Below are 13232 nucleotides of genomic sequence, written 5' to 3' on the forward strand. Positions count from 1 at the left end.
CTGTGCCAGAGGGCGAAGCGTTACGGCACAAGGCTGTCGAGCAGTATGTCCAGGTCCGTGACCCGCTTCAGGCGCTGAAAGTGCTGCTCGGCTTCGGCATTGCCTTGGCGCATTTGTGCCAGCCACTGTTTCACCAGAGAAACCACGACGCGATCCGGCAGCTGCTGACGCTGATGCTCGGCGTACTCTTGTAGCACGCTGGCGCGCATTGCCCAGGTGGTTTCTGGCAGCCGCTCGCCGGTTTCCTGCCAGTGGCGAATACGTGGGGCCAGCCAGGGGTCTGCCAGGGCGCTGCGGCCCAGCATGACGTCACGGCAGCCCGACAGCGTGCGCGCCTTCCAGTAGTCCTCCAGCGTCCATATATCGCCATTGGCCACCACGGGGATGTCCACGTGGTGACGAACCTTGCCGATCCACTCCCAGTGCGCGGGCGGGCGGTAGCCCTCATCGCGGGTTCGGCCATGTACCACCAGCCGCGCGGCGCCGCCTGCCTGGGTCGCTTGGGCGCAGGTCACGGCCAGGCGTCGATTGGCGAAGCCCAGGCGTATCTTGGCGGTTACCGGGATCTCGCCTGCCAAGGCGTCGGCCACCGCCCTGACGGCCTGATAGACCCGTTCGGGCTGGCGCAGCAGAGAGGCCCCGCCGTCGTGACGATTGACCAGCTTGGCTGGGCAGCCAAAGTTGAGGTCGACGCTGATGGCGCCCAGCGCCAGCGCCTGACGAGCATTTTCGGCCAGCGCGCTGGGGTCGGAGCCGAGCAGCTGCAGGTGCACCGGAATACCGCTTGGGGTGGCCACAGGGCGTTGCTGGAGCTCGGGGCAGTGCTTGTAGAACACTCTGGGCGGAAGGCGTGTATCCACCACCCGTACGAACTCTGTCACCGTCCAGTCGAAACCGGGCTGGCGGGTCAGCAGGTCGCGGGTGAGCGCGTCGATGACCCCTTCCATTGGCGCAAGGCCGATCTTGCCTTTATGTAGTAAATTAACAACCATGACTTCCACTATGGCGCGATTGCATTCTATTCTGGATGTGGCAGGTTAGTGTATTACCCTTACTCCGCCAAGCGCCTCTGAGGGCGTTTGGTGTGCCAACCACCTTAAACAACAAGGAGAGCACGCTATGCAAGGGTCGGAGTTACTCCAGGAGGGGCTCGCCCTGATGGGGCTCGGCATGGGGTTTGTTTTTGTTTTTCTTACGGTTTTGGTGGTCAGCGTAACGCTGATGTCGAAACTGGTAGGGCGTTTTCAACCGGCGGTGGCGGCTCCCGCTGCTGGCCGAAAAAAACGTCCGGCCACTGCTCAGGCCGGGCCTGACGACGAGGTCGTGGCCGTGATCAGTGCTGCAGTGCATCGTTATCGAGCCGCCCAGCGCCGCTGAGTACGGATACAGAAGGCGCCATGGCGGCGTTTCAAGAATAAGTTTTGTTAAATTTACTACAAATCAATAATGCTAAACGGTGAGTCACGACCATGAACGACGTAAAACGCCCGTTAGGAATCACTGATGTTGTGCTGCGCGATGCCCACCAGTCGCTATTCGCGACTCGGCTGCGGCTCGATGACATGCTGCCTATCGCCGAAAAGCTCGACAAGGTCGGGTACTGGTCGCTGGAGACCTGGGGCGGCGCCACCTTCGATGCCTGCATTCGCTATCTGGGTGAAGACCCCTGGGAGCGCATTCGCGCCCTGAAAGAGGCGATGCCCAACACGCCGCAGGCGATGTTGCTGCGCGGGCAGAACCTGCTGGGCTACCGTCACTATGCCGACGACGTGGTCGACAAGTTCGTCGAGCGAGCCAAGACCAACGGGGTCGATGTGTTCCGCGTGTTCGACGCCATGAATGACCCGCGTAATCTGGAGCGTGCCATCAAGGCAGTGCGTGCCGTGGGTGGTCATGCCCAGGGGACCATTTCCTATACCGTCAGTCCGGTACATACCCTGGATAGCTGGGTAGATCTTGCGAAGACCATTGCCAACATGGGCGCAGATTCACTGGCTATCAAGGATATGGCGGGACTGTTGACGCCTTACACGGCGTTCGACCTGGTGACGCGCCTGAAGAAAGAACTCTCCATTCCCGTCCACCTGCACTGCCACGCGACCACAGGGCTCTCGACATCCACCATTTTGAAGGCCGTGGAAGCCGGCATCGATAACGTGGATACGGCCATCTCATCGATGTCGATGACCTATGGACACAGCCCCACCGAATCCGTGGTGGCGATGCTCAAGGACACGGACCGTGACACGGGGCTGGACCTGGAGCTGCTGGAAGACATTGCCGGTTACTTCCGTGAGGTACGCAAGAAGTATGCGGCATTCGAGGGCTCGCTGCGGGGTATCGACTCACGCATTCTGGTGGCGCAAGTGCCGGGCGGCATGCTGACCAACATGGAGAGCCAGCTGAAAGAGCAGGGCGCTGGCGACAAGCTGGACGACGTGCTGGGTGAAATTCCGCGCGTACGTGAAGACCTGGGCTTCATCCCGCTGGTGACGCCGACCTCGCAGATCGTCGGCACCCAGGCAGTGATGAACGTCATGATGGGCGAGCGCTACAAGTCGATTTCCAAAGAGGTCCAGGCGCTGTTGAAAGGCGAATACGGCTCGGCACCTGCCCCCTTCAATGCGGAGCTGCAAAAGCGCGTGCTGGAAGGCGGCGAGCCGATCACCTGCCGTCCTGCGGACAACCTGTCACCAGAGATGGAGCGCCTGGCCACGGAGCTGAAAGAGAAAGCCAGTGCCGACAAGCTGCGCCTGGCAGAAGGCGAGCGGCAGGTGGATGACGTGCTGACCTACGCACTCTTCCCGCAAATTGGCCTCAAGTTCCTCAAGAACCGTGACGACAAGGAAGCCTTCGAGCCCGCGCCACAAGTAGAAACAAAGGCAGCCGTGCCTGCCAAGGCAGAACCGGCTGCACCTGCTGCTGTGGTCAACAGCGGTCCGGAAACCTATACCGTCAAGCTCAACGGCAAAGCCTATGTGGTCGAGGTATCTCCGGGTGGCGATATTGGCGAGATCAAGGAGCAAGCTGCCGTCAGTGGAGGCGCTAGCGCTGGAGCGGGTGCGGCAGAAAGCGCTGGAGGTAGCGGCGAAAGTATCGATGCGCCGCTGGCAGGCAATATCTTCAAGGTCAACGTACGCCCCGGCGACCAAGTGGCCGAAGGCGACGTGGTCATCATCCTCGAAGCCATGAAAATGGAGACCGAAGTGCGTGCCAGCAGCGCTGGAACGGTATCCAAGGTCAATGTCAGCGAGGGCGATAGCGTCGCCGTTGGCGATGCGCTGATCGAGCTTTAAGGGCACCCGCATGGACAAACTAATCACCTTATGGGAAGGCTCCGGGCTCTATAACCTGGAGCTTGGCCAGGCGGTCATGATTCTGGTAGGGCTGGGGCTTTTGTACCTGGCGATCTACAAGAAATTCGAGCCGCTGCTGCTGGTGCCGATTGGTTTCGGTGGCATCCTGGCCAATATTCCGGAAGCTGGGCTGGCCATTTCGGCGCTCGATCAGGCCATCGAGGTGGCCAAGCCTGCCGTGCTGCAACAGATGGCGGCTGCGCTGGGCGTTACCCTGGACCCCTTGGCGGGGGTCGAGGGGTGGCGTGAGGTGCTGAAAGCCGTCGCTCACGATACGGCGGCCTACGATCAGCTACGTGTGGCCAAGGACATTGCCCTGGGCGCAGGCTACAACGATGGCATGCTCTACAGCTTCTATCGTGTTGCCATTGCCTCGGGCATTGCACCACTGCTGATCTTCATGGGCGTAGGTGCGATGACCGACTTTGGTCCTCTGTTGGCCAACCCGCGTACGCTGTTTCTGGGAGCGGCCGCCCAGTTCGGGATTTTTGCCACGCTGTTTGGTGCAGTGCTGCTTACCTCTCTGGGCGTCATGAACTTTTCGCTCAATCAGGCGGCCGCCATCGGCATCATCGGTGGGGCGGACGGGCCTACGTCGATCTATGTGTCCAGCGTCCTGGCGCCAGAGTTGCTGGGAGCCATTGCCGTCGCGGCCTATGCCTACATGGCGTTGGTGCCACTCATTCAGCCGCCGATCATGCGGCTGTTGACCACCGAGAAAGAGCGCAAGATCACCATGACGCAGCTGCGTCCGGTCTCCAAGCTTGAGAAGGTGATCTTCCCGCTGATGCTGCTGATTGCCGTCGCGCTGTTCTTGCCGGATGCAGCGCCGCTGCTGGGCATGTTCTGTTTTGGCAACCTGATGCGTGAGTGTGGCGTGGTGGAGCGGCTGTCGGACACCGCGCAGAATGCGTTGATCAATATCGTGACCATCATTCTGGGCTTGTCCGTGGGCTCCAAGCTGATGGCCGACAGTTTCCTGACGTTCGAGACGTTAGGGATTCTGGGCCTGGGCATCGTTGCCTTTGGTATCGGGACGGCGGCGGGTGTATTGATGGCTAAGCTCATGAACATGGTCAGCAAGATGCCCATCAACCCGTTGATTGGCGCGGCTGGCGTCTCGGCAGTGCCGATGGCGGCGCGGGTTGCCAACAAGGTGGGGCTGGAGGCAAACCCGCATAACTTCCTGCTGATGCATGCCATGGGGCCGAACGTGGCCGGGGTGATCGGCTCGGCGGTGGCCGCCGGGGTCATGATCAAGTACCTGGGATAGAACGGGTGACTGGGATAGAGCCGAGTTGAACCTGAGCCCTTTCACGGCTTGCCGAGCTTTCATCGGCAGGCCGTGAACTTACTTACAGCGCTTCGAACGCCACGGTCGTTTTCAGTCGATTCTCCAGGCTGCCGATATCCAGCGCTACATCGCTGGGCCAGCCGATGGTCAGGCACACGCCATGCCCATCGTATTCAGCCTGTTCCACAGGCAGTGCCTGCTCTTCACACCAGGCTCGGGCCTGCGCTTCATGGGCGAAGCCTACGCGTAACCGATAGCTGTCGCGTTCGATCACTTCCCGAGTGGGCAGGGTTTCCAGCCCTGCATTGACGGCCTGGGCATAGGCTCTGGCCAGGCCGCCGGTGCCCAGCTTGGTGCCGCCAAAGTAGCGAATCACCACGCAGCCCACTTCTCCTAACTGGCTGCCTTGCAGCGCCTGGAACATGGGCCGTCCCGCCGTGCCACCCGGTTCGCCGTCATCCGAAAAGCCAATGCGGGTCTGCTCCCCTGGTGGGCCGGCGATAAAGGCGGTGCAGTGGTGGCTGGCATTGGGGTGGGCCAGTCTGGCGGCCTGCAGCAAGGCGTCGAAGGCGCTGGGGCTGGGGGCGTGGCATAGCCAGGTCAGAAACTGGCTTTTCTCTACCTCGGTCTCGGTGGAGTGCCACGCCTCGGGGGCAATGTCGGGAACGTGGTAACGCAAGCAGGACTCCTGGCCAACATAAGCGCGAATCAGTGGTGCCGAGTCTGCCGGGTGTGGTGCGCCACGCCCATGACCATGCCCAGCACCTGGATGTCGCCATTATGCAGGAATAGCGCGGGCACTGCTGTATCTTCGGGGCGCAAGTGCACCCCCAGGCGGGTAATCGATAAATGGCTCAAGGGAAGCTGGCGATCGTTGATGGTCAGGGTCGCCGTTTCCTGCTGGGTGTCGTGCTGATGCCGGTGGATAATGACCAGATCACCGTCGAAGAGCTGGCTGGCCTGCAGGCGGTCGCCGCGAATGCGCAGGGCATAAGTGTTGTGCCGGGTCACTTGACCGTCCTGGTTTGCCTCGCGGGGGTGAGGGGCAAGGCGCTGGCGCACGTTGGACGGTGGCAGCGGTTGAGAAGGTACGTGAGACGTTACCTGAGGGGCGAGGCAGATCGTCATTGTGTGTTCTCCCATGCAGCGCCTGTGCCAAGGCGGTCGAGTGAGTGAATGGACAAACGGGGTTTGATGGGTGTCTATTCATACAGTGGTTACAGTATAAGCCTGTTTTTGCATACAGTGCTAGTGCTGTTTGACGCGTCGCTTTTATGGCGAGAGCTTGAGCTGTGTCATGCTGCGACCCCTGGCCGCAGAGGGTGACTGGCGAGAAAGCGCCTTTCCGTGTAGAGTTCGACCCAAAATTAATGCGTCTGGAGAGTCTTTTGAGCCTGTGCCTGCAAGCCCGACAACTGGCCTGTGAACGCGATGATCGTTGGCTGTTTGAAGGACTTGACCTCGACATCAAGGGCGGCGAGATCGTCCGCGTCGAAGGCCCCAACGGCAGTGGTAAAACCACGTTGTTGAAGATTCTCTCCGGCCAACTGACCGACTACCGTGGCGAGCTATTCTGGAACGGTGCCCCCATGCACCAGACCCGTGAACATTTTCTCGCAAACCTACTCTATCTAGGGCATGCCCCCGGCGTTAAAGCGGGTCTCACGCCGTTGGAAAATCTGGCGTGGTATCAAGCGCTCAATGGCGAAAAAGGCAGCGATAAACAGCGCGAACAAGCGCTGTCCGAGGTTGGCCTTGCGGGCTTTGAAGATGTCCCGGCAGGGCAGCTTTCCGCTGGTCAGCAGCGCCGTATTGCCCTGGCCAGGCTGACGCTGACGCCGCGCGCGCTATGGGTCCTGGATGAGCCTTTCACGGCGATTGACCGCCACGGTGTCATGGCGTTGGAAGCGCAGCTGGTCGCACATGCCCAGTCTGGCGGCTGTGTCCTGGTGACGACCCACCATGCACTGACCGAATCATCGGTGCTGAGACGTATTCAGCTGGGGTAAAAAGGAGTCAGCGTTGCAACGTTCACACGCCCTATCTTCACATGCCCTGTCGAGTGCTCCTGAGGTGGTTCTGCATACACCGCAGGGGGGGCTTGGAGTGGCCATTCATGCCACGCTCAAGCGCGACCTGACGCTGATGCTGCGGCGCAAGGGTGAGGTGCTCAATCCGCTGGTGTTTTTTGCACTGGTCATCACGCTGTTTCCCATTGGCATTTCGCCTGACCCTGTCTTGCTGGCCAGCATCGCGCCAGGACTGCTGTGGGTAGCGGCGCTGCTGGCGGCCCTGCTGTCGCTGGATAGCCTGTTTCGCAGCGATTACGAAGACGGCAGCCTGGAGCAGCTGCTGCTGGCCCCCCAGCCGCTGGCGGCGCTGGGGCTTGCCAAGGTGGCCGTGCACTGGCTGTTGACCGGGCTGCCGCTGGCGCTGATGGCGCCGGTGCTGGGCATCATGCTGTCGCTGCCAGCAGGCAGCTACGGGGTGCTGGCGCTGTCGTTGGCGCTGGGCACCGCGAGCCTGAGCCTGATAGGGGCCATTGGCGCAGCGCTGACCGTGGGGCTGGCCAAGGGCGGGGTACTGCTCTCCCTGCTGGTACTGCCGCTGTATATCCCGGTTCTGATTTTTGGGGCAGGCGCGGTGCAGGCCGCCATTCTGGGCGATGGGATGGCCGCTCACCTGGCCATACTGGGAGCGCTGCTGGCGGTGTCGCTCATGCTGGCACCCTGGGCGATTGCCGCGTCGCTACGCATCAGCATTAACGGTTAAAGGATGGGAAAACCATGTGGGGCTTTATAAACAAACTGCGATCTCCCAAGTGGTTTTATGCGATCAGTGCCAAGCTGCAACCCTGGTTCTGGGTGTCAGCCGCGCTGTTGCTGGCCGTGGGCACCGTATGGGGGCTGGTGTTCGCACCCGCCGACTACCAGCAGGGCAACAGTTTTCGCATCATCTACGTGCATGTGCCTGCTGCGTTTCTGGCCCAGTCCATCTTTGTCTCCATGGCCATTTCCGGGCTGGTGTTCATGGTCTGGAAAATCAAGGTCGTCGACATGCTGGCCACCGTGATTGCCCCGCTGGGCGCCGCCATGACCTTCATCGCGCTGTTTTCGGGCGCCGTCTGGGGCGTGCCCACCTGGGGCACCTGGTGGATGTGGGATGCTCGGCTCACCTCGATGCTGATCCTGCTGTTCCTCTATCTGGGGGTCATCGCTCTGCGTGGCGCCTTCACCAGTCGTGACAGCGGGTCGCGGGCGGCTTCCGTGCTGGCCATGGTGGGCGTCATCAATATCCCGATCATCAAGTACTCCGTCGATTGGTGGTACACCCTGCACCAGCCGGCCACGTTCACCATCACCGGGCGCGCGGCCATGCCGATGGAAATGTGGGCGCCGCTGCTGATCATGGTGCTGGGCTTCTACAGCTTTTTTATTGCGCTTGCCTTGATGCGTACCCGCAGTGAAATTCTGCGCAGGGAAGCCAACAAGCGCTGGGTGCGTGAACTCGCCGAGGAGGTGGGCCAATGACCTTTGCCTCGCTGAACGAATTCTTTGCCATGGGCGGCCACGGTCTCTATGTATGGGCTGCCTGGGGCGTAACTGCGCTTCTGATGTTGGGGATCCTGCTGCACGCTCGCCTGGAGCGGCGGCAGTTGATCAAGGTCGTCAAACGCCGCATGCGTCGTGAAAAGGCGCAGCGCACGGCTTCCCCCTATAGCGCTACGCCTGCGCAGAACCCGGTTAACTCTGCTCAAGGGGATGTTCGCAATGACGCCTAAACGCAAGCAAAAGCTGTTTATCTTTCTGGGACTGGTCTCGCTGACCGCCATCGCCGTGGGGCTTACGCTGTATGCGCTGCGCGCCAACATCAATCTGTTCTTCAGCCCGGTACAGATCGCCCAGGGAGATGCTCCTCTGGATCGCCAGATTCGTGCCGGTGGCATGGTCAGAGAAGGCTCGGTACTGCGTGACCCCGACAGCCTCGACGTAGCGTTCACGGTGACCGACTACGTGGACGACGTCGAGGTCTACTACAGCGGCATCCTGCCCGACCTGTTCCGTGAAGGGCAGGGCGTGGTGGTGGTGGGCCAGCTGCAGGCCGATGGCCGACTCTACGCCGATAAAGTGCTGGCGCGTCACGACGAAAACTACATGCCGCCGGAAGTCGCCCAGGCACTGGAAGAGGCTGGCTACTCGCCCGCTGATTTCCAGGCCAAGGCCGCCGAAGTGGGTAAGCGCCTGGAGCAGCAGGGCGTTCCACAAGCAAGCGATTACTAACGGCTTACCCCTGCACCATTCGGTAATGCCTAATGCCTAATGCCAATGCGGAGCGCTCATGCTGATTAAAATGATTCCTGAAATTGGCCACTTTGCGCTGGTCATCGCGCTATTGATGGCGATCGTGCAGGCCGTGATGCCACTGCTGGGAGCCGCCACCCGCCGCCCCCTCTGGATGGCCTATGGCTACCCCATGGCAACCGGCCAGTTCCTGTTCGTGGCCATTGCCTACCTGTGCTTGACCACCAGCTACATGCTGGATGATTTCAGCGTGGCCAACGTGGCCAACAACTCCAACTCCCTGCTGCCCTGGTACTACAAGTTCAGCGCCGTCTGGGGCAACCATGAAGGTTCGGTCCTGCTCTGGAGCCTGATGCTGGCAGGCTGGGGCTATGCGGCCTCGGTGTTCTCCAAGGAGTTGCCTCGAGACATGGTGGCCCGGGTGCAGAGCGTCATGGGCATGGTGTGTGTCGGCTTCCTGCTGTTCATCCTGATGACCTCCAACCCTTTCGAGCGGCTGCTGCCCAACATGCCCGCCGACGGCGCTGACCTGAATCCGCTGCTGCAGGACTTCGGGCTGATCGTCCACCCGCCGATGCTCTACATGGGCTACGTGGGCTTCTCGGTGGTGTTTGCGTTTGCCATTGCGGCGCTGCTGGGTGGCCGCCTGGATGCTGCCTGGACCCGCTGGGCGCGCCCCTGGACCAACATTGCCTGGGCGTTTCTGACCGTGGGTATCGCGCTGGGTAGCTGGTGGGCCTACTACGAGCTTGGCTGGGGCGGCTGGTGGTTCTGGGACCCGGTGGAGAACGCTTCGCTGCTGCCTTGGCTGACGGGCACGGCGCTGGTGCACTCGCTGGCGGTGACCGAGAAGCGCGGCTCGTTCAAGAGCTGGACCGTACTGCTGGCCATCTCGACTTTCTCGCTCTCCTTGCTGGGTACGTTCCTGGTACGTTCGGGCGTGCTCACCTCGGTCCACGCGTTTGCCAACGACCCGTCCCGTGGCTTTTTCATCCTGATGCTGCTGGCCATCACGGTCACCCTGTCGCTGCTGGTATTTGCCCTGCGTGCTCCGCGGGTCAGCCACAAGGTGGGCTTCAACTGGCTCTCTCGTGACTCCTTGCTGCTGATCAACAATGTCCTGCTGGTCATCATGACCGTGACGGTACTGCTGGGCACCGTGTATCCGCTGATTCTGGATTCGCTGGGGCTGGGCAAGATCAGCGTCGGGCCTCCCTACTTCAATGCCCTGTTCGTTCCGCTGACCGTGGTGATGTGTATCTTCATGGGCCTTGGCCCGCTGGCCCGCTGGAAGAGCATGAGCGGCAAGGAACTGTGGCGCAAACTGTGGCTGGCGGGCGCTGCTTCGCTGGCGCTGGGCATCGCCATGCCGCTGGTGTATGGCCGTGAATGGAACCTGTGGGTAGCGCTGGGCATCATTTCGGCGCTGTGGATCGTGCTGCCCATGGTGCGCGACCTGTTCGACAAGACACGCCACGCCAGTTCGTTCGTGGCGGGCCTGCGCAAGCTGTCGCTCTCCTATTGGGGCATGGTGCTGGGCCACCTGGGCGTGGCGGTCACCATCGTGGGCGTGGCCGTGGTGTCGAACTACAACATCGAGCGTAACGTGCGCATGTCGCCGGGTACGACGGTGGAAGTTGCCGGATACCAGTTCACCATGACCGAACTGACCAATCGTCGTGGCCCCAACTTCCTGGCGGATACCTCGATCATTCAGGTTCAGCGCGGTGAAGAAGGACGCAGCTTCGTCATGCGACCGGAAAAACGCCTCTACCTGGCCACCGGCATGCCCATGACCCAGGTAGCGCTGCGCCCCGGTTTTTTCCGTGACCTCTACGTGGCCATGGGCGAAGACCTGGGCGATGGCAGCTACGCCATGCGCGTGCAATACAAGCCCTTCGTGCGTTGGCTATGGTTGGGTGGCCTGCTCATGGCCTTCGGCGGCATCTTGGCCGTAGCGGATAAGCGCTACCGCCGCGCAGCCGCGCGCCAACCTGCATCCTCACGTAGTGATCAATCTCCGTCACAGGAGGCCACGGTATGACACGCCGCCTGCTGCTGCTTCTTTTACCCATCGGTTTTGTGGGCATCGCGCTGTTTCTCTATCAAGGGTTGGGGCAGGACCCTTCCCAGCGGGATTCGGCCCTCATGGCGCGGGAGTTTCCCGAGTTTCAGGCCACTACCTTGCGTGACGCCGAACGCCAGGTAGACCAGTCGCTGCTCACCGGCGAAGTGACGCTGGTCAACGTCTGGGGCGAGTGGTGCCCGGCCTGCAAACAGGAGATGCCGCAGCTGCTGTCACTGGCGGATCAGGGTATCCGCATGGTGGGCATCAACTATCGGGATACCCGCGAGAAAGGCCTGGAGTTTTTGACCGAATTCGGCGACCCCTTCGAGATCAACATCTTTGACCCGGATGGCAGCCTCGGTTTCGACCTGGGCGTGTACGGCGCGCCGGAAACCTTTCTGGTGGATGCCGAGGGCGTGATTCGCTATCACCACAAGGGCTATGTCTCCCCGGAAGATGTCCGTGACCGTATCCTGCCGGAGGTAGAAAAATGGCGATAATTCGTTGGATAGTGACGGCCATGCTGCTGGCCACCGCCGGTAGCGTCATGGCAGGCGGAATCGAAGTGCGCGAGTTCGATGATCCGGTACTGGAGAAGCGCTACCGCGACCTGACCGCCTCCATGCGCTGCCCGCTGTGTGAAAACCAGGCCATCGACGACTCCGATGCGCCCATTTCGGCGGACATGCGCGAGCGCGTCTACGTGCTGCTGAACGAAGGCTACGCCGATATCGAAATCATCAACCACATGGTGCAGCGTTTCGGTGACTACATTCTCTACAACCCGCGTCTGGAGAACCGCACCTATCTGCTGTGGGGGTTGCCCATCGTTCTGGTGTTGATTGGCCTGGTGGTCGTCATCATGGTGGTGCGTGCCCGCCGCAACGCCTCTGCCAAGGCCCTGAGCGCAGAAGAACGCGCCCGCCTGAATGCCCTGATTAACCGCGAGAGGTCGTCATGACACCGGTCTGGATTGCGATTGCTTTACTGCTGATACCTGCGCTGTGGCTGCTGGTGGCACCCATGCGCGGCGCTCGCACGCTGCGTGACCAGTTGGAAACCTTCGAGGCCAACGACACCACGGCCGAGCAGAACGTGGCGATTTTTCAGCGCCGTCTGGCCTCGCTGGAGGCCGCCCGGGATCGGGGAGACATCGACGACGCACGCTACCAGGAAGATCGCCTGGAACTGGAGCGCAGCCTGCTGGAAGACACCGTCGACGAGACCCGTCGGCCGCTGAAATCAGCCAGTGCTGGCCGCTTGATGGTGCCGCTGGTGATGGTGGCCGTGGTCGGTGCCAGCACGTTCTGGTACCAGCAGTATGGTGCCGAAGGTGACCTGACGCTGTACGCCATCCAGCAGGAAGTGCGTCAGCACCCTGAAGGCTCGCTGAGCATGTTCACCGAGCGGATGGAAGCCGAAGCCGAGCGCCAGCCCAACAACCCCAACGTGTGGAGCGCGCTGTTTCCCATTTATCGCGACACTGGCCAGCCCGAGAAGGCCGAGGAAGCGCTGGAGCGTTTGCTGGCCATCGAAGGGCGTATCCCGCCCCTGCTGGCGCAAATGGCACAGCTGCAGTTCTTCATGGCCGAGCGTCAGTTGACGCCGGAAGTACAGGCGCTGGTAGACGAGACGCTGGAGCTAGACCCGCGCCAGCCCACGGTACTCGGCCTGCTGGGCATTCACGCCTTCGATAGTGGCGATTACGAAACGGCCATCGACCGCTGGCGCCGGGCCGTGGCCAACATCGAAAATCCGGAAACGACGGCCTCCCTGCGCGACGGTATCCGTGTGGCTCAGGAGCGGATGGGTGTCGTACCGGAAAATGCTGATGCTGCGGCCGCACAAAGCCAGGGAATTCGGGTGAATGTTTCGCTGGACGCCGAGCTGGAAGGCAGCGTCAGTGACGACGCCACGGTGTTCATCACCGCCCGTGACATGGACGGTGAGCTACCGCCCCTGGCGGTGATTCGTGCCCAGGTTTCAGAGCTGCCGATGACGGTAGTGCTGGACGATGCGGCGGCGATGTCGGCGGATGCCCAGATCTCACAGGTGCGTGAAGCGCGCCTGATGGTGCGTGTGTCGCCTTCGGGTCAGGCCACGCCGCAACCCGGGGACCTGTTCGGTGACCTGGAGAGTGTCACGGTAGGCCCGATCACGGACGATGAAGCGGCCGAGGTGGTCATCAACCGCGTTTTTGAGTAACCTCCGCG

The 13232-nt window shown here is 61.5% G+C and carries 15 protein-coding genes; 12 read left to right on the forward strand and 3 right to left on the reverse strand.

Going from position 1 to position 13232, the window contains the following annotated elements; genetic code table 11:
* Positions 1 to 20: 20 nt before the first annotated feature.
* Positions 21 to 992, reverse strand: a complete 972-nt coding sequence (locus IE091_RS02975) for a tRNA dihydrouridine synthase (protein ID WP_229800701.1) — start codon at positions 990 to 992, stop codon at positions 21 to 23.
* Between the two features lie 127 nt (positions 993 to 1119).
* On the opposite strand from IE091_RS02975, the gene IE091_RS02980 reads away from it, so the two are divergent.
* From IE091_RS02980 to IE091_RS02990, 3 genes are all read left to right on the forward strand, one after another.
* Positions 1120 to 1377: an OadG family protein gene (locus tag IE091_RS02980; RefSeq protein WP_039180064.1), complete on the forward strand. Its 258-nt coding sequence runs from the start codon at positions 1120 to 1122 to the stop codon at positions 1375 to 1377.
* 92 nt (positions 1378 to 1469) lie between these two features.
* Positions 1470 to 3296 carry a sodium-extruding oxaloacetate decarboxylase subunit alpha gene (gene oadA, locus IE091_RS02985; RefSeq protein WP_039180059.1) on the forward strand — a complete coding sequence of 609 codons (1827 nt, stop codon included), beginning with the start codon at positions 1470 to 1472 and terminating at the stop codon, positions 3294 to 3296.
* Positions 3297 to 3306: 10 nt separating this feature from the next.
* Complete coding sequence (locus tag IE091_RS02990; RefSeq protein WP_039180056.1) at positions 3307 to 4629, forward strand: sodium ion-translocating decarboxylase subunit beta; 1323 nt, start codon at positions 3307 to 3309, stop codon at positions 4627 to 4629.
* Between the two features lie 82 nt (positions 4630 to 4711).
* On the opposite strand, the gene IE091_RS02995 is transcribed toward IE091_RS02990, so the two are convergent.
* Both IE091_RS02995 and IE091_RS03000 read right to left on the reverse strand, forming a co-directional pair.
* The gene (locus IE091_RS02995; protein ID WP_144982184.1) at positions 4712 to 5329 is read right to left on the reverse strand and encodes an IMPACT family protein; all 618 of its coding nucleotides are present in this window, start codon (positions 5327 to 5329) and stop codon (positions 4712 to 4714) included.
* Positions 5330 to 5358: 29 nt separating this feature from the next.
* Positions 5359 to 5778, reverse strand: a complete 420-nt coding sequence (locus tag IE091_RS03000) for a S24 family peptidase (protein WP_229800704.1) — start codon at positions 5776 to 5778, stop codon at positions 5359 to 5361.
* Positions 5779 to 6038: 260 nt separating this feature from the next.
* Here IE091_RS03000 and ccmA point away from each other — a divergent pair, with 260 nt between their 5' ends.
* From ccmA to ccmI, 9 genes are read left to right on the forward strand one after another with little or no spacing between them, the layout of a single operon-like run.
* Positions 6039 to 6659 (forward strand): cytochrome c biogenesis heme-transporting ATPase CcmA, encoded by a 621-nt coding sequence (ccmA, locus tag IE091_RS03005; RefSeq protein WP_189462781.1) that lies wholly within the window; start codon positions 6039 to 6041, stop codon positions 6657 to 6659.
* A gap of 46 nt (positions 6660 to 6705) precedes the next feature.
* Positions 6706 to 7422 carry a heme exporter protein CcmB gene (gene ccmB / locus IE091_RS03010; RefSeq protein WP_189462842.1) on the forward strand — a complete coding sequence of 239 codons (717 nt, stop codon included), beginning with the start codon at positions 6706 to 6708 and terminating at the stop codon, positions 7420 to 7422.
* A 14-nt stretch (positions 7423 to 7436) separates the two neighbouring features.
* On the forward strand, positions 7437 to 8180 hold the full coding sequence (locus tag IE091_RS03015) for a heme ABC transporter permease (RefSeq protein WP_189462782.1): 744 nt from the start codon (positions 7437 to 7439) through the stop codon (positions 8178 to 8180).
* Positions 8177 to 8431, forward strand: a complete 255-nt coding sequence (ccmD, locus tag IE091_RS03020) for a heme exporter protein CcmD (protein ID WP_189462785.1) — start codon at positions 8177 to 8179, stop codon at positions 8429 to 8431. Before IE091_RS03015 ends, ccmD begins: the two co-directional genes overlap by 4 nt.
* Complete coding sequence (ccmE, locus tag IE091_RS03025; protein ID WP_039180034.1) at positions 8421 to 8930, forward strand: cytochrome c maturation protein CcmE; 510 nt, start codon at positions 8421 to 8423, stop codon at positions 8928 to 8930. The genes ccmD and ccmE overlap by 11 nt, the downstream gene beginning before the upstream one ends.
* 58 nt (positions 8931 to 8988) lie before the next feature.
* The gene (locus IE091_RS03030; RefSeq protein WP_189462787.1) at positions 8989 to 10995 is read left to right on the forward strand and encodes a heme lyase CcmF/NrfE family subunit; all 2007 of its coding nucleotides are present in this window, start codon (positions 8989 to 8991) and stop codon (positions 10993 to 10995) included.
* On the forward strand, positions 10992 to 11519 hold the full coding sequence (locus IE091_RS03035) for a DsbE family thiol:disulfide interchange protein (protein ID WP_189462789.1): 528 nt from the start codon (positions 10992 to 10994) through the stop codon (positions 11517 to 11519). The genes IE091_RS03030 and IE091_RS03035 overlap by 4 nt, the downstream gene beginning before the upstream one ends.
* Positions 11510 to 11980, forward strand: coding sequence for a cytochrome c-type biogenesis protein (locus tag IE091_RS03040; RefSeq protein ID WP_081137339.1), 471 nt, complete (start codon positions 11510 to 11512; stop codon positions 11978 to 11980). Before IE091_RS03035 ends, IE091_RS03040 begins: the two co-directional genes overlap by 10 nt.
* Complete coding sequence (gene ccmI, locus IE091_RS03045) at positions 11977 to 13224, forward strand: c-type cytochrome biogenesis protein CcmI (protein ID WP_189462791.1); 1248 nt, start codon at positions 11977 to 11979, stop codon at positions 13222 to 13224. The genes IE091_RS03040 and ccmI overlap by 4 nt, the downstream gene beginning before the upstream one ends.
* The last annotated feature ends 8 nt before the right edge of the window (positions 13225 to 13232 follow it).

This window comes from Vreelandella hamiltonii, from assembly GCF_014651775.1.
Taxonomy (GTDB): Bacteria; Pseudomonadota; Gammaproteobacteria; order Pseudomonadales; family Halomonadaceae; genus Vreelandella; species Vreelandella hamiltonii.

What these genes read in the sequence shown, in the direction of transcription:
- IE091_RS02975 (WP_229800701.1), bottom strand. Translation starts at nt 992, where the DNA reads ATGGTTGTTAATTTACTACATAAAGGCAAGATCGGCCTTGCGCCAATG.
- IE091_RS02980 (WP_039180064.1), top strand. Translation starts at nt 1,120, where the DNA reads ATGCAAGGGTCGGAGTTACTCCAGGAGGGGCTCGCCCTGATGGGGCTC.
- oadA (WP_039180059.1), top strand. Translation starts at nt 1,470, where the DNA reads ATGAACGACGTAAAACGCCCGTTAGGAATCACTGATGTTGTGCTGCGC.
- IE091_RS02990 (WP_039180056.1), top strand. Translation starts at nt 3,307, where the DNA reads ATGGACAAACTAATCACCTTATGGGAAGGCTCCGGGCTCTATAACCTG.
- IE091_RS03000 (WP_229800704.1), bottom strand. Translation starts at nt 5,778, where the DNA reads ATGACGATCTGCCTCGCCCCTCAGGTAACGTCTCACGTACCTTCTCAA.
- IE091_RS03015 (WP_189462782.1), top strand. Translation starts at nt 7,437, where the DNA reads ATGTGGGGCTTTATAAACAAACTGCGATCTCCCAAGTGGTTTTATGCG.
- ccmD (WP_189462785.1), top strand. Translation starts at nt 8,177, where the DNA reads ATGACCTTTGCCTCGCTGAACGAATTCTTTGCCATGGGCGGCCACGGT.
- ccmE (WP_039180034.1), top strand. Translation starts at nt 8,421, where the DNA reads ATGACGCCTAAACGCAAGCAAAAGCTGTTTATCTTTCTGGGACTGGTC.
- IE091_RS03030 (WP_189462787.1), top strand. Translation starts at nt 8,989, where the DNA reads ATGCTGATTAAAATGATTCCTGAAATTGGCCACTTTGCGCTGGTCATC.
- IE091_RS03035 (WP_189462789.1), top strand. Translation starts at nt 10,992, where the DNA reads ATGACACGCCGCCTGCTGCTGCTTCTTTTACCCATCGGTTTTGTGGGC.
- IE091_RS03040 (WP_081137339.1), top strand. Translation starts at nt 11,510, where the DNA reads ATGGCGATAATTCGTTGGATAGTGACGGCCATGCTGCTGGCCACCGCC.
- ccmI (WP_189462791.1), top strand. Translation starts at nt 11,977, where the DNA reads ATGACACCGGTCTGGATTGCGATTGCTTTACTGCTGATACCTGCGCTG.